Here is a 21,122-nt window from a genome sequence, read left to right on the forward strand (position 1 = left end):
TCCGGGTTGTTCCAGCCCGGAAGTGCAGCACCATCAAAATTTTCCCTGAACTAATTTCATCAGCCCAGTGCGCCGAGTGCGCCCAGTTGCCGGCTCGACTGTTGCACCATCTGCGCAATCAGTGCCTGCGCCTGCGGGTAGCCGCGTCTTTCCATTAATTTATCATCTTCAGTCAGCGGCCAAAGTGCCTGCAAGACGCGCTGCCGTGCCTGCGGCCAGTTGTACTCCTGCACATGGGTTGACTGCGGTGCTTCCTGATCCAGCAGATACAGCGCCTCGCGCGTCATCGCCACCTCTTGCTGCGCCTGGGCGGCCAGCGTGTCGCTGCGGGGCGGCGGCTGCCGCGCGAGGAAAGTATCGAGCTTGCGGCTCTGGCGTTCGTACAGGTCGAGCAGCAGGTGCAAGGTGGCGCCGCTGGGCCGCCGTTGCGTATCGAGTGCGTCGAGCACGTCCAGCAGCCAGCGCGTCATCTGGCGCCCGGCCAATCCCAGTTCCGGCCAGGTGGTGCTGTGCAATTGTTCGCCCAGGTAGCGGGCGCGGTCGATGGCGCGCCGGCTGCCGCTCATGTGCTGGCCGATGGGGCCGTACCGGGGCGCCAGCGCCGCTTCCTGCCGCTCGGCCAGCAGGCACAGCAAGGCCAGGTGGACGTACACGTGGAAGGCGGCCAGGGTGCGGTGGGCATCCCAGTAGTGATTGCCGTCATCATCGGGCGCGTTCCACAGCGAGCAGACCTTGGCGCCGTCGTCGCGCGCATAGTCGGGCGCCAGCAGGCTGTGGCCGTGGCGGAAGTCGTACAGTTTCTGGTGCAGCGACTCGTGCAGCAAGTGTTCGGCCAGCCACCACGGGTTGCCGATCAGCTCCTGGTTCAGGAACACGCTGCCATTGACGCGAAATTGCGAGCTGGACGCCTTGCCGCGCCACGTGCCCAGCTTGGGAAACAGGGCGATCAACTGGACATGAGAAAGCGCGCTGGCCGTCAGGCGGGGCAGCAGGGTTTCCAGCAAGCCTAGCCCGCGGCGCAGCAGCGCCCGTTCCTGCGGCGTAGGGGTGGCCAGCGGCGCGCCGTAGTTATCTTCCATCACGGCAAGAAAGGCGCGCGCATATGGCGTGCCTTCCTGCCAGGCATGCCATATGCAGGTGTCACATCCGGTGTCCGCGTCTTCCATGGTGCGCCCCTCGTGCAAGCGTGCCATGGGCGGCAGATGGGCTACCAGCGGGCCGCCGGGCAGGCCTGCGTCCAGGTGCTCGCTGGCCGCCTGGAACAGCGCCGCGCATTGCGGCAGGGGCAGTCCGTACTCGTCACCCAAGTGCAGCTGGCGCATGGCGTGCTGGACGGCGCAGCGCAGCACCGTGTCGCCCAGCAACTGGCGTTGGCGCGCGGGCGACGCCGTATCGAGCGCGCCGGCCAGCCGTTCGGCCTCGGGCAGGGTGCCGCCCAGCTTGTGCAAGCGCCGCCGGTAGGCGACGGCCAGCTGGTCGCGGATGTAGCCGCTGTCGCCAAAGGCACGGTGGGTCACCAGTGCCGTTTCCACGGCGGTCAGCACGTCCGCATCCGGTGGAGCGGCTCGCAGGGTAGGCGCAGCCACTGCCGGGTCAGGCGACGGTAGGGTGGTCGTGGTCGTGGTGGCCATCGCCCTTCATGCGCAATTCCATTTCATCGACTTCCGTCTGGATTTTTTGCAGATCGTCGTCCGTGACGCCGTCGAGCAGGCGGCTGAGGACCATTTGCAGCTTGGCTTTGGCGTTGCTGGAACTGCCGGGTGTGCTATCGCTCATGATGTTTTCTCCTTTAAATTCACTTGGAGAGGGGATGCGCGGCTTAGGTTTGCCTGAAAAATGGCCAAATTGAGGTAAATCAAAGGTTTTTTGGCCGAAATCTTCGCCAGGAGCGCATTTCTTTGTTTCGGACGGGGCGCCAGTTCGCATATACTAATGAACGAAGCAGGCTGGAAAGCCTGTCTCTGGCGAAATAAAGAATGCCGGGGCAAGAGTAAAGACAGGGCCACCGAGGCTGTAGCGATTCGTTCGCTGCCGCCGGTATCCTCTGTGGCGCGGCTGCAAAGCCAGCCACTTTCCCGAAGTCCTTTGTTATAATGCCACGCTTTACCGAATGATAGCCGGCCCTGCATTTACTGAGAAGCAGGGTTGGACGCTCGGAGCCCTGTCGCAGTACTGGAAGCGGCGGATTGTTTGGTGCCTGGTGCGGGTTTTTCCCTCCGCCGGGTAGACCAGGTCCATCGTCCTGTTTTCAGTGCTTTTACAGATGAATATGCGAGCGAGTGAAGCTGGACCCATGTCTTGCCGCCAGTGATGGTGCAAGGGGTCGGGTCTTCTTTTCTCGCACCAACAGTGTTTATTTTTTGGACGATTTTTTACATGGCAACTGCAGTCGAAACCTTGGGCAAACTCGAACGTCGTATCACGATCTCCTTCCCGCTGACGGACGTCCGCACGGAAGTTGAGAAGCGCCTGAAAGTGCAAGCCCGTACGGCTAAGGCACCGGGCTTCCGTCCGGGCAAAGTGCCGTTGAAAATGGTCGCAGCACAATACGGCTACCAAATTGAATCCGAAGTGCTGAATGACAAAGTCGGCCGCGCGTTCAACGACGCCGCCAACGAAAACAATCTGCGCGTGGCCGGTTTTCCGAACATCGTGCCGAAAGAAGAAGCAGCCGAAGGCCAGCTGGCTTTCGACGCCACGTTCGAAGTGTATCCGGAAGTCGCCATCGGCGACCTGACGGCCGTTGAAATCGAAACCGTGCAAGCCGACGTGTCGGAAGCCGAAATCGACAAGACCATCGACATCCTGCGCAAGCAGCGCGTGCACTTCCACACCAAGGGCGAAGCTGGCGAACACGGCGACGGCGGTGAGGCTATCGCTGCCAGCGGCGACCGCGTGACCGTCGACTTCGTCGGCTCGATCGACGGCGTTGAATTCCCAGGCGGCAAAGCTGAAGGCTACGCTTTCGTGCTGGGCGAAGGCCGCATGCTGCCGGAATTCGAAGCAGCGACCCTGGGCCTGAAAGTGGGCGAGTCGAAGACTTTCCCGTTGTCGTTCCCAGAGGACTACCACGGTAAAGACGTTGCCGGCAAAACCGCTTCGTTCACCATCACCCTGCAAAAGCTGGAATGGGCGCACCTGCCGGAAGTCGATGCCGAATTCGCCAAATCGCTGGGCGTTGCCGACGGCGACCTGGCCAAAATGCGCGAAGACATCAAAGTCAACCTGCAGCGCGAAGTCGCTGGCCGCGTGAAAGCACGCAACAAGGAAGCCGTCATGGACGCGCTGATCAAAGTTGCTGAGCTGGAAGTGCCAAAAACCCTGATCGCTCAGGATTCCGAGCGTCTGGCCGAAATGACCCGCCAGGACATGGCGCAGCGCGGCATGAACGTCAAGGACGTGCCTTTCCCAGCAGAACTGTTCGCGGAAAAAGCCGAGCGTCGCGTACGCCTGGGCCTGATCCTGTCGCAACTGGTGGGCGACAACAACCTGCAGGCAACGCCTGAGCAAGTCAAGGCGCAGATCGAAGATTTCGCCCAAAGCTACGAAGACCCGCGCGAAGTGCTGAAGTACTACTACAGCGACCGTCGTCGTCTGGGTGAGATCGAAGCCCTTGTATTGGAAGAAAACGTCGTCACTTACGTGTTGGGCCTGTCGAAAGTCACGACGAAAGCAGTTGCTTTCGACGAACTGATGGGAAGCAACGCACAAGCGTAAACCAGTTGGTATCCGGATGCCGCTCCCGGCCGTCAGGCCGGGGCGGCGCCCTCTAACTGCTTCACAAGGAAATGAAATGACAGGTATGAACCGTAATCCGGCGCTGGACACAGAGATGCTCGGCCTGGTGCCGATGGTGGTGGAACAAAGCGGTCGCGGCGAGCGCTCGTATGATATTTACTCGCGCCTGCTGAAGGAACGCTTGATTTTCATGGTCGGCCCGGTCAATGACCAGATGGCCAACCTGGTTGTCGCCCAGCTGCTGTTCCTGGAAAGCGAAAATCCGGAAAAGGAAATCTCGCTCTACATCAACTCGCCAGGTGGTTCGGTCTCGGCCGGCATGGCCATCTACGACACCATGCAGTTCATCAAGCCGGACGTCTCGACCCTGTGCACGGGCATGGCTGCTTCGATGGGCGCTTTCCTGCTCGCCGCTGGCGCCAAGGGCAAGCGTTTCTCGCTGCCGAACTCGCGCATCATGATTCACCAGCCGTCCGGTGGTTCGCAAGGCATGGCGTCCGACATCGAGATCCAGGCGAAGGAAATCCTTTACCTGCGCACCCGCTTGAACGGCATCATGGCCGAGCGCACGGGCCAGACGATCGAACAGATCGCCAAGGACACCGACCGCGACCGTTTCATGTCCGCCGACGAGGCCGTTGAGTATGGTTTGATCGACAAAGTGTTGACCAGCCGCGCTTGATGAGCCCCTACCGGTATTGCTAAGCAAGTAAGTAAACGCCCGGGCGATCAAACGTTCGGGCGTTTCGCTTTTATTTCGGGTAGCATGGAGCTTGTGCACGTTGTTGACTTGCGCCATGGGTAGCTGCCTTTCCGGCAACTACCGCACTCCGGCTTGCGATTTTGCAATATTGTTAATGCAGTTCCAACCAAAATGCCTTATGTCAGACAAAAAATCCTCTAGCGGCGAAAAATTACTGTATTGCTCGTTCTGCGGCAAAAGCCAGCACGAGGTGAAGAAACTCATCGCCGGCCCGTCCGTGTTCATTTGCGACGAGTGCATCGACCTGTGCAACGACATCATCCGTGATGAAACGTCGAGCATCGAGACGGTGACCGGTACCAAATCCGACCTGCCGACGCCGCAAGAAATTGCCGCCTTGCTCGATCAGTACGTGATCGGCCAGCAGACTGCCAAGCGCATCCTGTCGGTGGCGGTGTACAACCATTACAAGCGCCTCAAGCACCTGGGCAAGAAAGACGACATCGAACTGGCCAAGAGCAACATCTTGCTGGTCGGTCCTACCGGCTCGGGCAAGACCCTGCTGGCACAGACCCTGGCGCGCATGCTCAACGTGCCGTTCGTGATCGCCGACGCCACCACGCTGACCGAAGCCGGTTACGTGGGCGAGGACGTGGAAAACATCATCCAGAAGCTGCTGCAAAGCTGCAACTATGACGTCGAGAAAGCCCAGCGCGGCATCGTCTACATCGATGAAATCGACAAGATTTCGCGCAAGTCCGACAATCCGTCCATCACGCGCGACGTGTCGGGCGAGGGCGTGCAGCAAGCCTTGTTGAAACTCATCGAAGGCACGATGGCTTCCGTGCCGCCACAAGGCGGCCGCAAGCATCCGAACCAGGATTTCGTGCAGATCGACACGACCAACATCATGTTCATCTGCGGCGGCGCCTTTGACGGCCTGTCGAAAGTGATCGCCAACCGTTCCGAAAAGAGCGGCATCGGCTTCTCGGCCACGGTGCGCAGCAAGTCGCAAAGCTCGGCCAGCGAACTGATGTTGCAAGCGGAGCCGGAAGATCTGGTCAAGTTCGGCCTGATCCCGGAACTGGTGGGCCGTCTGCCCGTCATCGCCACCCTGGCGGAATTGACGGAAGAGGCGCTGATCCAGATCCTCGTCGAGCCGAAGAATGCGCTGATCAAGCAGTATTCGAAGCTGCTCGAGATGGAAGGCGCGGAACTGGAGATTCGTCCGGCCGCCCTGCATGCGATCGCCAAGAAGGCGCTGGCGCGCAAGACCGGCGCCCGTGGCCTGCGTTCCATCCTGGAACATGCTTTGCTGGACGTCATGTACGAACTGCCGAGCGAACAAAATGTGGTGAAGGTCGTCATCGACGAAAATACCATCACCAGTGGCGCCAAACCTTTGTTGATTTATCAAGAGACTGCCAAGGCCTCCGGAGAAAATTGATTACTGCCGAGACAAATGCATAAAAAGGATTTTGATTCCTTAATGCATGGCAGTACAATTTAAATCAATGAGTGCAGGCTTCAATCGGAAAGCCACTCGCGGCGCTTAGCTGCGCGTGGCTTTTTTACTGTGAAAACTGCATTTATTACCGTCATGCGGGTGTGTTTTGCGAAATAGACAGAAAAATGTTTGTTTCACAGAATTATTTATTCTCGCCGGTCTTGTGTTTTGGCAGCGAGCGCCAACATCGTAAACACGCTTTCTATAAGGTACGCCATGACAACTTCCAAATTAACTGAGCAAACTCAACTGCCGTTATTGCCGTTGCGGGATGTCGTCGTTTTCCCGCATATGGTGATACCGCTGTTCGTTGGCCGTCCAAAGTCGATCAAGGCGCTGGAAGCTGCGATGGAGCAGGGCAAGAGCATCATGCTTGCCGCTCAAAAAGCAGCCGCGAAGGACGAGCCGTCTCCTTCGGATATCTATGAAATTGGCTGTGTTGCCAATATTCTGCAAATGCTGAAGCTGCCCGATGGCACCGTCAAGGTGCTGGTCGAAGGCGCGCAGCGTGCCCGTATCAACCACATCAGCGATGCGCCGACGCACTTCATCGCCGACCTGACGCCGCTCGAGTCCGAGCCGGGCGACGAGTCGGAAGTCGAAGCCATGCGCCGCGCGATCGTGCAGCAGTTCGACCAGTACGTCAAACTGAACAAAAAGATCCCGCCGGAAATCCTGGCATCCTTGTCGGGCATCGACGATGCCGGCCGTCTGGCCGACACGGTGGCCGCGCATCTGCCCCTGAAACTGGAGCAAAAACAAGTCATCCTGGAAATTTTCAGCGTGGCCAAGCGCCTCGAGCACCTGCTGGGCCAGCTCGAAGGCGAGCTCGACATCCTGCAGGTGGAAAAACGCATCCGCGGCAGAGTCAAGCGCCAGATGGAAAAGTCGCAGCGCGAGTACTACCTGAACGAGCAAGTCAAGGCGATCCAGAAAGAGCTGGGCGAGGGCGAAGATGGCGCCGACCTCGACGAGCTGGAGAAAAAAGTCGCTTCGGCCAAGATGCCGAAGGAAGCGCTCGACAAGGCTACCAACGAGTTGAAAAAGCTCAAGCTGATGTCGCCGATGTCGGCCGAAGCCACCGTTGTGCGCAACTACATCGACACCCTCGTCAACTTGCCTTGGAAAAAGAAATCCAAGGTCAATAACGACTTGTCGAATGCGGAAAAAGTGCTCGAAGGCGACCACTACGGCCTCGACAAGGTCAAGGAACGCATCCTGGAGTACCTCGCGGTGCAACAGCGCGTCGACAAGCTCAAAGCGCCTATCCTGTGCTTCGTCGGTCCTCCGGGCGTGGGCAAGACCTCGCTGGGCCAGTCCATCGCCCGCGCGACGAACCGCAAGTTCGTGCGCATGGCCCTGGGCGGCGTGCGCGACGAAGCCGAGATCCGTGGCCATCGCCGCACCTACATCGGCTCGATGCCGGGCAAGATCCTGCAATCGCTGTCGAAAGTCGGCGTGCGCAATCCTTTGTTCCTGCTCGATGAAGTCGACAAGATGGGCGCCGATTTCCGTGGCGATCCTTCGTCGGCCCTGCTGGAAGTGTTAGACCCGGAACAGAACCACACGTTCTCCGACCATTACATCGAAGTCGATTTCGACCTCTCCGACGTGATGTTCGTGGCCACGTCGAACTCGTACAACATTCCGCCAGCCTTGCTTGACCGCATGGAAGTGATCCGTCTGTCCGGTTACACGGAAGATGAAAAGACCAGCATCGCGCAGCGTTACCTGCTGCCGAAGCAGATCAAGAACAATGGCTTGAAGGAAGAGGAAATCTCGGTGGCCGAGTCGGCCTTGCGCGACATCATCCGCTACTACACGCGGGAAGCCGGTGTGCGTTCGCTCGAGCGTGAAGTGTCGAAGATCTGCCGCAAGGTGGTCAAGATGCTGCTGCTGAAGAAATCCGACAAGAAAGTCATCGTCAACTCGAAGAACCTGGACAAGTTCCTCGGCGTGCGCCGCTATGATTTCGGTGTCGCAGAGAAAGAAAACCAGGTGGGCCAGGTGGTCGGTCTGGCATGGACGGAAGTGGGCGGCGATCTGCTGACCATCGAAGCCGTGTCGATGCCGGGCAAGGGCGGCATCATCCGCACGGGTACCCTGGGCGACGTCATGAAAGAGTCGATCGAGGCAGCCCGTACGGTGGTGCGCAGCCGGGCACAGCGCCTGGGCATCAAGGCGGACGTGTTCGAAAAGAGCGACATCCACATCCACGTGCCGGAAGGCGCGACACCGAAGGATGGTCCTTCGGCTGGCGCGGCCATGACGGTGGCGATGGTGTCGGTCTTCACGGGCATTCCCGTGCGCGCCGACGTGGCGATGACGGGCGAGATCACCTTGCGCGGCGAAGTGTTGCCGATCGGCGGCCTGAAAGAAAAGCTGCTGGCGGCCCATCGCGGCGGCATCAAGACGGTCCTGATTCCAGAGCAGAATGTGAAAGACCTGGCCGACATTCCGGACAACGTCAAGAACAAGCTGGAGATCGTACCCGTGCGCTGGATCGACAAAGTGCTGGAAATCGCCCTCGAACGCATGCCTGAAGCGTTGGCGGACGTCGCTGCGGTGGAGGCTGTCACGGCCGCCGCGGCCAAGCCTGACGCGGCCGGCGAGGTAGTAAAACACTAACGTTTTACCCCTGTTTTCCCCAAACAAGCGCTTTTAGAGCGCTTGTTTTATATTGAAACGTGAATTGCGCCCCCAAAGCGCTTGACACATATACAGTGTGGCTTGTTTAATACGCCTGCACATTTTTTTCGCCGGACAGCTGTGGTGCCAAAAGTGCCGCAACGATACGGTAAACGTTTTATACCTTTGTAATTGGGGATGCTAGTGAACAAGACTGAATTGATCGACCACATTGCTGAAAAAGCTGACATTTCCAAAGCCGCCGCTGCGCGCGCACTCGACGCTGTTATCGGCGGCGTGACGGAAACTTTGAAAAACAACGACAGCGTAACGCTGGTTGGTTTTGGCACTTTCTCGGTCAGCGAACGCGCTGAACGTACCGGCCGCAATCCGCGTACCAAAGAAGCGATCACGATCGAAGCAGCAAAAGTTCCAAAATTTAAAGCTGGTAAAGCTTTGAAGGATGCTGTAAACTAACGGACTTCGGTGAGGTGACAATCACCGGAAACATTTGGCGGCGCCTTCGGGTGCCGCGATTTCAAGGTTGACGTTCTGCGAATTGCAGCCTTGAATGCAAATGCAAGCAGTACTGTGTATTTTTCGGAGTGGTAGTTCAGTTGGTTAGAATGCCGGCCTGTCACGTCGGAGGTCGCGGGTTCGAGTCCCGTCCGCTCCGCCAAAAAAATACGCTCTTAAGGAGTGGTAGTTCAGTTGGTTAGAATACCGGCCTGTCACGTCGGGGGTCGCGGGTTCGAGTCCCGTCCGCTCCGCCAGAATATAGAAGCCCGCGCTGCTGAATAAGTAGCGCGGGTTTTTCTTTTTCAGCGCCAGATTATCTCGGTGCGACGTCTTTTAGAATCCCTTCCTGCCGTTTTGAATAAAACGCACCTCGATTTAAATCCGCTTTAAGCTGCGCCCGGTTTAATGCCTGCCCTGGCGCCTTGCCGTTCAGGCGGCGCCAGGGCAGGGCGCGCGCCCTGATTTACCCTTGCTATAGCGCTATGGGCATTGTAGAATCAGGAGATAATGGCTTGGGCGTCAGAATCCTGCTTTAGTTCCAGCGCCAAGTTGTTGAATCTAAAGGGGAAGTGGACATCTGTCCCGTCCATTCCGCCGAAGAAATCAAGGCGAACGCATGTTCGCCTTTTTTTATAGTGATCCACTCATCCCGAATTGGCTGACCATGTTTGAATTTATTCGTACCCATCGACGCTTGATGCAGTTTCTTCTGATGCTGGTCATCGTCCCGTCTTTTGCACTGGTCGGTATCAGCGGCTACCAAAGCTTCGGCGATGGCGCGAACACCATCGCCAAGGTCGGCGACCAGGTCGTTACGCAGCAGCAATATGAAGAAGCGCAACGCCAGCAGATCGACCGCTACCGCCAGATGATGGGCGAGCAGTTCGACCAGAAAATGTTTGACACGCCGGAAGCCCGCAAGAGCATCCTCGACAACCTGATCGCCGAGCGTGCCGTGGCCGCCGAAGTGGGCCGTAGCCGCCTGGTCATCAGCGATGCCGTGCTGCAAAAGGAAGTGCTGGAAATTCCAGGCTTGACCTTGCCGGACGGTAAATTCGACCTGGAACGCTACAAGGCCATGCTGGCCGCCCAAGGCATGTCCCCACAGCAATACGATGCGCGCCGCCGCAGCGACCTGGCCCTGCAGCAACTAGTCGGCGCCGTGCAAGGCACGGCCTTCGCCCCGAACACCGTGTCCAAGCGCCTGTCCGACATCACCTCGGAAGAGCGTGAAGTGCAGGAACTGCTGTTGCCGATCGCCCAGTACGTGCCGGAAGTCAAAGTGACGGACGCCATGATCAAGGCCTTCTATGACAAGAACAGCAAGTTCTTCGAAATCCCGGAACAAGCCAAGATCGAATACGTCGTGCTGGACGACAGCGCGGCGGGCGAGCAAGTCGACGTCAGCGACGCTGACGTGACTGCCTACTACGCGAAGAACCAGAAAGCCTACACGACGCCAGAAGCGCGTCAGGCCAGCCACATCCTGGTCGCCGTCAAGAAAGACGCATCGGCCGCCGACAAGGCCGCCGCCAAGGCCAAGGCCGAAGCGATCCTGGCGGAAGTACGCAAGGCGCCTGCCAGCTTCGCCGCCGTGGCGAAAGCCAAGTCGGAAGATCCGGCATCCGCCGAACAGGGCGGCGATCTGGGCGTGATCGGCAAGGATGGCTTGCCGGCACCGCTGCTGAGCGCTGTCGCGAAACTCAAGCAAGGCGAAATCAGCGATGTCGTCGCTTCCGATTTCGGCTACCACATCCTGACGATCACCTCGCTCAAGCCGCAGCACGTGCGTGCGCTCGATGAAGTACGCGGCGAAATCACGGCCGACCTGCGCAAGCAATTTGCCGCCAAGAAGTATTCGGAAATGGCTACCGTCTTTACCGAGACTGTGTATGACCAATCGGACAGCCTGAAACCGGTGGCCGACAAGCTGAAGCTGAAAGTGGAAACCGCCGCCAACCTGTCGCGCACGCCGTCGCCGGCACTGGGCAAGGCGCCGTTCAACAACGCCAAGTTCCTCACCGCCATCTTCTCGAACGACTCGCTGAAAGACAAGCGCAACACGGAAGCCGTCACCGTCGCGCCGAACGTGCTGATCGCCGGCCGCGTGGTAGAATTCAAGCCCGCCTCGAAGCGTCCGCTGGCCGAAGTCGAAGCGATGATCCGTCAGCGCGTGACCATGGAAGAAGCGGAAAAGCTGGCCAGGAAAGCGGGCGAGACCAAGCTCGCCGCCTTGAAAGCCTCGGGTGATGCGAGCGGTTTCGGCGCGGCGCAATGGGTGTCGCGCAGCAAGCTGGACGGTATCAACCGCGCCGCCATCGCGCAAGTCATGAAGGCGGACACGAGCAAGCTGCCAGCGTACGTGGGCGTGGACTTGCCAGCCCTGGGTTACGGCATCTACCGCATCGCCAAGGTGCAGCAGCCGGCGCAAGTGGACGCGGCGCGCCGCCAGCAAGAGAAAGACCAGATCAGCGGCATCCTGGCGCAACAGGAAATGTTCGACTACGTCGAATACCTGAAAGCCAAGGCCAAGGTGAAGATCGTCAAACCGGTCACCGCACCAGCGGCCCCAGCGCCAGCGCCGTAAGATTTAGTTTTCACGCATAAAAATAGCCGCTTTCGAGCGGCTATTTTTTTGTCTGCGAGTCGGGAACTTTATTTAACCCACAGGCGTAAGACTGGGGTCGGACCCTCAGGGTCCGACCCCGGCAGTTCGGTTTTCGGGGTGAAAATTGAGTGAACTTATGAACCGGTTTACTTCGCCCCCAGCAACGGCGCCAGCCGCGGCCAGATATTTTTCAAAATGGTCGGGTGCGCCTGCGCATTCGGGTGCATGCGGTCGGCCTGGAACAGCTGCGGCTGGTCGGCGATGCCCTCGAACATGAAGGGCACGAGCGGCGCCTTCCATTCCTTGGCCAGCTTGCCGTACACGCCATAAAATTGTTCACCGTAGGCGCGGCCATAGTTGGGCGGCATGCGCATGCCCACCAGCACCACCTGCGCCCCCGTCTTTTTCACGGCGTCGCCCATGGCGCGCAGGTTCGCTTCGGCGGCCGCCACGGGCAAGCCGCGCAAGCCGTCGTTGGCGCCCAGTTCGATCAGCACGACGTCGGGCTGGTGCTTGGCCAGCAGGCCGGGCAGGCGCGCGCGGCCGCCGCTGGTGGTCTCGCCGCTGATGCTGGCGTTGACGATGCGCGTGTCGTTCTTTTGCGCTTGCAGCCGCTGTTCCAGCAGCGCCACCCAGCCAGTACCGCGTGCCAGCCCATACTCGGCCGAGAGACTATCGCCGAGCACCAGCAGCGTTTTTGGTGCAGAATAGGCGTTCGTCATGCCTGACACCAGCAGCAGGGCTGCCGCAGGAAGCAGGGACAGCGTGCGCCGCCGCAGGCGGTTGCCGCCCTTGACACTTATTTGTTCACGAAATTTTTTAAGATAGATCAGCATGCCCGAATTCCCTAAAGCGACTTCCACCAGTTTTCTTCCGTCCGACGCGGCGGCCCAGCGGCCCGCCGCACTCAACAGTCAAAACAGCCAAAATGCCCGGCCGGCCATCGAAGTGGTCCAGCTGGCCAAGCGCGTACCCGATGCCGATGGTGAGCTGACCATCCTGCATCAAGTCGATTTTACCGTGCAAACGGCGGAGACGCTGGCCATCGTCGGCGCCTCCGGTTCCGGCAAGTCGACGTTGCTCGGCTTGCTGGCGGGACTGGACACGCCCAGCGACGGCAAGGTGGTGCTTGACGGCACCGATATCTTCGCCCTCGATGAAGACGGCCGCGCCGGTTTCCGCAAGGAAAAGCTCGGTTTCGTGTTCCAGTCCTTCCAGCTGCTGGCCCACCTGACGGCGCTGGAAAACGTCATGCTGCCGCTGGAATTGCGGGGCGACGCCGATGCGAAGGAAAAGGCGCAAGCCATGCTGGGCAGAGTCAACCTGGGTAGCCGCCTGAAACACTATCCGAAATACCTGTCCGGCGGCGAGCAACAGCGCGTGGCCCTGGCCCGCGCGTTCGTGACGGAGCCGCCGCTGCTGTTTGCCGATGAACCGACGGGCAGCCTGGACGCCGCCACGGGCGAGGCCGTGATCCAGCTGATGTTCGAGCTGAACCGCGAACGGGGTTCGACCCTGGTGCTCGTCACGCACGACAGTTCAATTGCGGCCCGTTGCGGCCGCACCATCACGATTGCGGCGGGCAGGTTGGTGTGATTGCTGGTGGTGATTGTCGGATTACGCGCTGCGCGCTAATCCGACCTACCCGACTTCCGGGCCGTAGGTTGGATTAGCGCAGCGTAATCCAACGCCACCACACCGCATGCCTATGCCGACAAGGCATTGATCAAGCTGCGTATCGCCGGGATCAATTCCCCCGCCGTCAAGCCGATCGGGCCGCTGCCTGCCGCCACCAGCGCATCGGCCGCCGCGCCGTGCAGCCAGACGGCGCCGAGCGCCGCTTCCCATTCCGGCCAGCCCTGGGCCAGCAGGCTGCCGCACAGGCCGGACAGCACGTCGCCCGTGCCGGCCGTCGCCAGGGCGGGGCCGCCCGTGTTGTTGACGACCACCTGGCCATCGGGCGCGGCGATCACCGTGCCCGACCCTTTCAATACGACGATCACGCCCAGCTGCGCCGCCAGCTGGCGCGCCGCGCCCAGGCGGTCGGCCTGCACCTCGGCTACTGTCATGTCCAGCAGCCGGGCCGCTTCCAGCGGATGCGGCGTCAATATCGTCGCGCCCGCGCCCGTGCGCACGGCCAGCGCCGATTGCAGCTCCGGCTCGGCCGCCATCAGGTTCAGCGCGTCCGCGTCCAGCAGCAGCGGGCTGTCGCTGTCAATGGCACGCTGCAGCAGTTCCACCGTATCGGCGTCGTCGCCCAGGCCCGGACCCGCCACCAGCGCGGCAAAGTGCAGGCCCGAGAAATCCACGTCCTGCGCGCGGCGGCACATCAGTTCCGGCTGGCCGCTGTCGAAGGCGGGCGGTACATCGGGAAAGGCGATGTAGACTCTTCCCGCGCCCGCATGCAGGGCCGTACGGGCCGCCAGGATGGGCGCGCCGGCCATGCCTTGCGCGCCGCCGATGACGGCCACGCTGCCGTAGCTGCCCTTGTGCGTATTTTGCCGGCGCGGCTGCAACTGGCGCGCGAACAGGTGCAGGCCGCCCAGCTGGGCCCTGGCTTCCGGCAGCAGGGACGGATCGATGGCCAGCGCCGCCACTTCCACTTCGCCCGCGTAGTCGCGGCCATTCGCCGTGTGCAGGCCCGGCTTGTCGCCGATGAAGGTGAGCGTGTGCGTGGCGCGGATGGCGACGCCGTCGACGGCGCCCGTGTCCGCATGCAGGCCGCTGGGCACGTCGAGCGCCAGCACGGGGCAATCGAGATTGTTGACCAGCTGCGCCATGTCGCGGCATTCGCCTTCCAGGGGGCGCGACGCGCCGATGCCGAACAGGCCATCGATGACCAGGTGCCACGGCGCGGCGCCCACGGCGGCCGAGGCCATGGACGTTGCCGCATCCATGAAGCGCACGGCGCTGTTGCGGGCGCGGCTCAGGGCCTGTTCGCGTTCGGGCGACGTGGCCGGTGCTTCGGGCGCCAGCCAGACGAGCACTTCGAGGCCGCTGGCGGCCAGGTGCGCGGCCGCTTCCAGCGCATCGCCGCCGTTGTCGCCGGGGCCGGCCAGCACCAGCACGCGCCGGTGGCCCGTCTCGTCGCCATCCTCCTGGGCGTGCAGCAGCTTCAGGGCGGCGCTGGCGGCGGCCTGGCCCGCGCGCTGCATCAGCAGCCCTTGCGGCAGGTCGCGCAGGGCCGCTTGTTCGATGGCGCGTAGTTCGGCGATGGAGTACAGCGCGAGGGTGTTACCGGCAGAGTCGATCAGGGTCATGGGGTGTTCCGTTAGTCAGCATGTCTTCAACATAAGGCCGAAGCGGGCGAAAGGCAAGGCGCGCACGCCTGAAACGCGCCCCTGTTTGGCGGCTACAATAGCCATCTCACATAAGCGCGGGGGCAGGGCGATGGACTGGCAATTCTGGATCGACCGGGGCGGCACCTTTACGGACATCGTGGCGCGCCGTCCTGACGGCAGCCTGGCCACGCATAAACTGCTGTCGGAGAACCCGGGCCAGTACCGCGATGCGGCGCTGGCCGGCATGCGCCAGCTGATGGATCTTGCGCCCGGCGCGCCCTTGCCCGTCGAACAGGTGGGCGCCATCAAGATGGGCACGACGGTGGCCACCAATGCGCTGCTCGAACGCAAGGGCGAGCCCACCGTGCTGGCCATCACGCGCGGCTTTCGCGACGCGCTGCGCATCGCCTACCAGAACCGTCCGCAGCTGTTCGCGCGCCAGATCATCCTGCCGGAACTGCTGTACGGCGACGTGATCGAGATCGATGAACGCCTGGGCGCCCATGGTGAAGTGGTCGCGCCGCTCGACGAGGCGGCTGCCCGCGCCGCGCTGGCACACGCGCATGCGCGCGGCGTGCGCGCCATCGCCATCGTGCTGATGCACGGCTACCGCTACCACGCGCACGAGGCGCGGCTGGCGCAGCTGGCGCGCGAAACGGGCTTTACGCAGGTGTCCGTGTCGCACGAGGTCAGCCCCATGATGAAGCTGGTGGCGCGCGGCGACACCACGGTCGTCGACGCCTACCTGTCGCCGATCCTGCGCCGCTACGTCGACCAGCTGGCGATGGAGCTGCCCGGCGTGCACCTGCAATTCATGCAGTCGAACGGTGGCTTGACGGATGCGCGTGCCTTCCAGGGCAAGGACAGCATTTTGTCCGGCCCCGCCGGCGGCATCGTCGGCATGGTGCGCGCCAGCGCGCTGGCCGGCTTCGATAAAGTCATCGGCTTCGACATGGGCGGCACCTCGACGGACGTGTCGCATTACGCGGGCGAGTTCGAGCGCGTGTTCGAGACGCAGATCGCCGGCGTGCGCATGCGCGCCCCCATGATGAGCATCCACACGGTGGCGGCGGGCGGCGGCTCCATCCTGCATTTCGACGGCGCCCGCTACAAGGTGGGGCCGGACAGCGCGGGCGCCAATCCCGGCCCCGCCAGCTACCGGCGCGGCGGCCCGCTGGCCGTCACCGACTGCAACGTCATGCTGGGCAAGCTGCAGCCCGCCTTCTTCCCCCGCGTCTTCGGCCCCGACGCCGATGAAGCGCTGGATGCGGCCACGGTGCGCGCCCAGTTTGAAGCGCTGGCGCGCACGGTGGACTCGACGCCGGAACAGGTGGCCGAAGGTTATATTGCCATCGCCGTGGGCAATATGGCCAACGCCATCAAGCAGATTTCGGTGCAGCGCGGTCACGACGTCACCGACTATACGCTCACCAGCTTTGGCGGCGCGGGCGGCCAGCATGCCTGCCTCGTGGCCGACGCGCTGGGCATGCGCACGGTCTTCATCCACAGCCTGGCGGGCGTGATGTCGGCCTACGGCATGGGCCTGGCCGACCAGAGCGCGATGCGCGAACGGGCCGTCGAGGCGGCCTTGGGCAAGGACTTGGCAAGCGATTTCGCGGTCCTGGGCGTCCTGGCGCGGGGCGACTTGCTGCGCCAGGGCGTGGCGGGGGAGCGCATCGCGCTCGTGCATCGCGTGCACCTGCGCTACGAAGGCACGGATACGGCCCTCGTCGTGCTGTTCGATACGGCCGCCGGCATGCAGGCGCAATTCGAAACTGCATACAAAAAACGCTTTTCCTTTTTGATGCCGGCGCGCGCCCTGATTGTCGAAGCCATTTCCGTGGAAGCCATCGGCGCGTCTGATGCGCCGGAAGCGGCCGCGCCCGCGTATGCGCCCCGTGAAGGCGCTCTGGCGCCCGTGCAGACGGTGGCCATGTACTGCGCCGGCGCCTGGCGCGACAGCGGCCTGTATGGGGCGGACAGCCTGCGTCCCGGCGATACTATCGACGGCCCGGCCATCGTCAGCGACGCCAACGCCACCACCGTCATCGAACCTGGCTGGCGCGCGGACGTGACGGCGCACGGCCATTTGATCTTGCGCAGAGTCGTCGCCGTGCCGGAACGTGTCGCCATCGGGACCAATGCCGACCCCGTGATGCTGGAAATTTTCAATAATCTGTTCATGTCGATCGCCGAGCAGATGGGACTGCGCCTGCAGAACACGGCCCATTCCGTCAACATCAAGGAGCGGCTCGATTTCAGCTGCGCCATCTTCGACGCCCAGGGCCACCTGATCGCCAACGCGCCGCACATGCCCGTGCACCTCGGTTCCATGGGCGAGAGCATTCGCACCGTCATGACGCGCAATGCGGGCGCCATGCGGCCCGGCGACGTCTTCATGCTGAACGACCCGTATCACGGCGGCACGCATCTGCCCGACGTGACGGTGATCTCGCCCGTCTTCGATGAAAACGGCGCGGCCATCCTGTTCTACGTGGGTTCGCGCGGCCACCATGCCGATATCGGCGGCACCACGCCCGGCTCCATGCCGCCCGATTCCACGCGCATCGAGGAAGAGGGCGTCCTGATCGACAATTTCAAGCTGGTCGACGGCGCCACCGGTTTGCTGCGCGAAGCGGAAACACTGGCCCTGCTGGCGGGCGCCAGCTGGCCCGCCCGCAATCCCCGGCAAAACCTGGCGGATCTGCGCGCCCAGGTGGCGGCCAACCAGAAGGGGGCCGACGAACTGCATAACATGGTCGCGCATTTCGGCTTGCCTGTCGTGCAAGCCTACATGGGCCACGTGCAGGACAACGCCGAGGAAGCCGTGCGGCGCGTGATCGGCACCCTGAAGGATGGCGCATACGCGCTGGACCTGGATAACGGCGCGCGCATCGAGGTGGCGATCAAGGTGGACGTGGCGCAGCGCAGCGCCGTCATCGACTTCACGGGGACGTCCGTCCAGCTGCCGAACAATTTCAATGCGCCGTCCGCCGTCTGCATGGCGGCCGTGCTGTACGTGTTCCGTACCCTCGTCGACGACGAGATTCCCCTGAATGCGGGCTGCCTGAAGCCTTTGACCGTTGTTATCCCGACCGGCTCTATGCTCAATCCGCAGTACCCGGCCTCCGTCGTCTCGGGCAACGTGGAAACCTCGACCTGCATCACCAACGCCCTGTACGGCGCGCTGGGGGCGATGGCCGCCTCGCAAGGCACGATGAACAATTTCACGTTCGGCAGCGAGCAATATCAGTATTACGAGACGATATCGGGCGGCTCGGGCGCCGGTCCCGGTTTCGACGGCACGGACGTGGTGCAGACGAACATGACCAATTCGCGCCTGACGGACCCGGAAATCCTCGAGTGGCGCTTCCCCGTGCGCCTCGACAGCTACGGCATCCGCGCCGGTTCCGGCGGCGCGGGGCGCTGGCACGGCGGCAATGGCGGCGTGCGCCGGGTGCGCTTTCTGGAACCGATGACGGCGGCGATTTTGTCGAACAACCGCATTATTCCGCCGTTCGGCATGGACGGCGGCGCGCCAGGCGCGCTGGGGAGCAACTACGTCGAGCGCGCGGACGGCATGGTGGAGAAGCTCGCGCATATCGGCAAGACCGCCATGCTTCCTGGCGACGTGTTCGTGATCGAGACGCCGGGCGGCGGCGGTTACGGCAAGACGGAATAGGCCAGGTCAGCGCTGGCACTGGCTCCGCTCAGCTGCGCGCGCACCTGACCCACGTCGCGCATGGGTGCGCGGCCGAACTGGCGGCTGTATTCGCGGCTGAACTGCGACTCGCTGGCGTAGCCGACGCGGTAGCCGGCCGTGCCCGCGTCGATCTGCTCGACCAGCATGAGGCGCCGCGCTTCCTGCAGGCGCAGCAGCTTCTGGTACTGCATCGGCGTCATGGCCGTAATCGCCTTGAAGTGGTGGTGCAGCGACGACATGCTCATGTTCGCCATGCCGGCCAGGTGCTCGATGCGCAGCGGCTGCGCGTAGTGGTGCTTGATCCAGTCGATGGCTTGCGCCACCTGGTGCGACTGGCTGCTGGCCAGCGCCATGTGGCGCAGGCGCGCGCCGACGGGACCATTGAGCAGGCGGTAGGTCAGCTCGCGGCGGATCAAGGGCGCCAAGGTGGCGATTTCCTCCGGCTTGTCGAGCAGGCGCACGAGGCGCAGCATGGCGTCGAGCAGTTCGGCCGACACGTCGCTGACGGAAATGCCGCGCGTGGCGGGCAGGATTTTCTGCTGCGCCGCGCCGGCTGCGCCGCTGGCGCTTTCGCTGTCGAGCAGCGCGGCCACGTCGGCGATGTCGATGCCCAGCACCACGCACAGGTGTGGCTGCTCCACGCTCGCCTCCACCACGCGCACCTGCACCGGCAAGTCGACGGACGTCAGCAGATACTGCATGCGGCTGTAGTGGAAGGTTTCGCTGCCCAGGGTGACGTCCTTCGCGCCCTGCGCGATGATGGCCACGCTGGGGCGCGCCGCATGGAACAGCGATTCCGTGACGGACGACTGGCGGTGGAAGGTCAGGTTGCCGATGGCCGTCGTGAAGTCGCCCGTGCGCGGCGCGTGGCGGATGATCAGGGCGGCGATTTCATCTTGCGGAGTAAGTGGCGTGGACATGGAGGTCAGTATGCGTGAGGCGAGGGAGGGCAGGGGATGATCTTACGCAGATTTGGAGGATCGTGCAAAGGTCTTGCAGGATCGCGGTAACGGCGGACGGGCATCTCGGGCACACTTGTGCAATCGCATGCACGGCACGCGTCACCCCTCGCCACACATTACAGATACAGGAGTTTTCATGACCACCATCGCCAAAGGCTACGCCGCACTGGGCCCGACTTCCGCACTGCAACCGTTCACGTTCGAGCGCCGCGCCCCGCGCGAAGACGACGTGGCAATCTCGATCAAATACTGCGGCGTGTGCCATTCCGACATCCACCAGGCGCGCGACGAATGGGGCGGTGCCGCCTTCCCCATGGTGCCCGGCCATGAAATCGCGGGCGTCGTCACGGCCGTCGGCGCCAATGTGAGCAAGTTCAAGGTGGGCGACCACGTGGGCGTGGGCTGCTTCGTCGATTCCTGCACCACCTGCAAAACGCGCAACGTGGATCTGGAGCAGTACATGCCAGGCCTGATCCAGACCTACAACGGCCTGGAAGCGGACGGCAAGACGGCCACGCAGGGCGGCTACTCGGACAGCATCGTCGTCAAGGAAGGTTATGTGCTGTCGATTCCCGACAACCTGCCGCTGGACGCGGCCGCGCCGCTGCTGTGCGCCGGCATCACGCTGTATTCGCCGCTGAACCACTGGAAGGCCGGCCCCGGCAAGCAGGTCGCCATCCTGGGCATGGGTGGCCTGGGCCACATGGGCGTCAAGATCGCCCACGCCATGGGCGCCGAAGTGACGGTGCTGAGCCAGACCCTGTCGAAGCGCGAAGACGGCCTGCGCCTGGGCGCCGACCATTACTACGCCACCAACGACGCGGAAACGTTCAGCAAGCTGGCCGGCACCTTCGATCTGATCATTTGCACGGTGGGCGCGGCCATCGACTGGAACCAGTACATCAACTTGCTGAAAGTCGATGGCAACATGGTCATCGTCGGCATCCCGGATGGCGCCGTGCCGCCCGTGAACGCCTTCGGCCTGGTGGGCGCGCGCCGCAGCCTGTCCGGCTCCATGATCGGTTCGATCAAGGAAACCCAGGAAATGCTGGATTTCTGCGGCAAGCACAATATCGTGTCCGACATCGAGATCATCCGCATCCAGGATATCAATGAGGCGTTTGAGCGCGTGGTCAAGAGCGACGTCAGGTATCGTTTCGTCATCGACATGGCATCCCTGTAACACCCGGCGCGCCTGTGTTTGTTGGATTACGCGCTTTGCGCTAATCCAACCTACGCCTGTCCAGCGGTCCGGTTCGTCTGATTAGTGCGGTAGGTCGGATTAGCGCGTACGCGCGTAATCCGACTACCCCGCCAGCTCCCCATCCCCGCCCAAAATCAAGCACCCATGTCAATTTTTCTTTCCTTGCATCAAAAATCGGCATAAAATAAAACCGTACAGTACAGTTTCACTACGTAGATTTAAAAAACCAGCCATCCCCGGCGTGCTTGCCTGGGCAGGGGAGGCGTCAT

14 protein-coding genes and 2 tRNA genes are annotated in these 21,122 nt (G+C 62.1%); 11 read left to right on the forward strand and 5 right to left on the reverse strand.

What is annotated here, in order from left to right; genetic code table 11:
- Positions 1-59 precede the first annotated feature (59 nt).
- Complete coding sequence (locus JAB8_RS02180; RefSeq protein WP_139142905.1) at positions 60-1,631, reverse strand: hypothetical protein; 1,572 nt, start codon at positions 1,629-1,631, stop codon at positions 60-62.
- A complete protein-coding gene (locus JAB8_RS02185) occupies positions 1,594-1,776 on the reverse strand; it encodes a hypothetical protein (protein WP_070288232.1) in 183 nt (60 codons plus the stop codon). The genes JAB8_RS02180 and JAB8_RS02185 overlap by 38 nt, the downstream gene beginning before the upstream one ends.
- A 600-nt stretch (positions 1,777-2,376) precedes the next feature.
- Between JAB8_RS02185 and tig the strand changes: the two genes are divergently transcribed.
- The 8 genes from tig to JAB8_RS02225 all read left to right on the forward strand — a co-directional run bounded on the left by tig (position 2,377) and on the right by JAB8_RS02225 (position 11,682).
- The gene (tig, locus tag JAB8_RS02190) at positions 2,377-3,717 is read left to right on the forward strand and encodes a trigger factor (protein ID WP_070288537.1); all 1,341 of its coding nucleotides are present in this window, start codon (positions 2,377-2,379) and stop codon (positions 3,715-3,717) included.
- A 76-nt stretch (positions 3,718-3,793) separates the two neighbouring features.
- Positions 3,794-4,420: an ATP-dependent Clp endopeptidase proteolytic subunit ClpP gene (clpP, locus tag JAB8_RS02195; protein WP_034787300.1), complete on the forward strand. Its 627-nt coding sequence runs from the start codon at positions 3,794-3,796 to the stop codon at positions 4,418-4,420.
- Between the two features lie 199 nt (positions 4,421-4,619).
- Positions 4,620-5,888, forward strand: a complete 1,269-nt coding sequence (clpX, locus tag JAB8_RS02200; protein WP_010398446.1) for an ATP-dependent Clp protease ATP-binding subunit ClpX — start codon at positions 4,620-4,622, stop codon at positions 5,886-5,888.
- Between the two features lie 276 nt (positions 5,889-6,164).
- Positions 6,165-8,576, forward strand: a complete 2,412-nt coding sequence (lon, locus tag JAB8_RS02205) for an endopeptidase La (RefSeq protein WP_034751007.1) — start codon at positions 6,165-6,167, stop codon at positions 8,574-8,576.
- 204 nt (positions 8,577-8,780) lie between these two features.
- On the forward strand, positions 8,781-9,053 hold the full coding sequence (locus tag JAB8_RS02210; protein ID WP_010398442.1) for an HU family DNA-binding protein: 273 nt from the start codon (positions 8,781-8,783) through the stop codon (positions 9,051-9,053).
- A gap of 125 nt (positions 9,054-9,178) precedes the next feature.
- Positions 9,179-9,255, forward strand: a tRNA-Asp gene (locus JAB8_RS02215).
- Positions 9,256-9,272: 17 nt separating this feature from the next.
- Positions 9,273-9,349 (forward strand) — tRNA-Asp (locus JAB8_RS02220).
- Positions 9,350-9,759: 410 nt separating this feature from the next.
- The gene (locus tag JAB8_RS02225; RefSeq protein WP_070288538.1) at positions 9,760-11,682 is read left to right on the forward strand and encodes a SurA N-terminal domain-containing protein; all 1,923 of its coding nucleotides are present in this window, start codon (positions 9,760-9,762) and stop codon (positions 11,680-11,682) included.
- A gap of 167 nt (positions 11,683-11,849) precedes the next feature.
- Here the strand turns inward: JAB8_RS02225 and JAB8_RS02230 are convergent, their stop codons facing one another.
- Entirely contained in the window at positions 11,850-12,539 is a 690-nt protein-coding gene (locus JAB8_RS02230; RefSeq protein ID WP_083287533.1) for an arylesterase, read from the reverse strand.
- 112 nt (positions 12,540-12,651) lie between these two features.
- Here JAB8_RS02230 and JAB8_RS02235 point away from each other — a divergent pair, with 112 nt between their 5' ends.
- A complete protein-coding gene (locus JAB8_RS02235) occupies positions 12,652-13,299 on the forward strand; it encodes an ABC transporter ATP-binding protein (protein ID WP_070288540.1) in 648 nt (215 codons plus the stop codon).
- 110 nt (positions 13,300-13,409) lie between these two features.
- Here JAB8_RS02235 and JAB8_RS02240 read toward each other — a convergent pair whose 3' ends face one another.
- A complete protein-coding gene (locus tag JAB8_RS02240; protein WP_070288234.1) occupies positions 13,410-14,963 on the reverse strand; it encodes an NAD(P)H-hydrate dehydratase in 1,554 nt (517 codons plus the stop codon).
- Positions 14,964-15,093: 130 nt separating this feature from the next.
- Here JAB8_RS02240 and JAB8_RS02245 point away from each other — a divergent pair, with 130 nt between their 5' ends.
- A complete protein-coding gene (locus JAB8_RS02245) occupies positions 15,094-18,666 on the forward strand; it encodes a hydantoinase B/oxoprolinase family protein (RefSeq protein WP_070288236.1) in 3,573 nt (1,190 codons plus the stop codon).
- Here JAB8_RS02245 and JAB8_RS02250 read toward each other — a convergent pair.
- Positions 18,648-19,607, reverse strand: a complete 960-nt coding sequence (locus tag JAB8_RS02250) for an AraC family transcriptional regulator (protein WP_070288240.1) — start codon at positions 19,605-19,607, stop codon at positions 18,648-18,650. The genes JAB8_RS02245 and JAB8_RS02250 overlap by 19 nt on opposite strands.
- Positions 19,608-19,785: 178 nt before the next feature.
- On the opposite strand from JAB8_RS02250, the gene JAB8_RS02255 reads away from it, so the two are divergent.
- Positions 19,786-20,832, forward strand: coding sequence for an NAD(P)-dependent alcohol dehydrogenase (locus JAB8_RS02255; RefSeq protein WP_070218675.1), 1,047 nt, complete (start codon positions 19,786-19,788; stop codon positions 20,830-20,832).
- Positions 20,833-21,122 lie beyond the last annotated feature (290 nt).

The organism is Janthinobacterium sp. HH106, assembly GCF_001758725.1.
Lineage (GTDB): Bacteria > Pseudomonadota > Gammaproteobacteria > Burkholderiales > Burkholderiaceae_D > Janthinobacterium.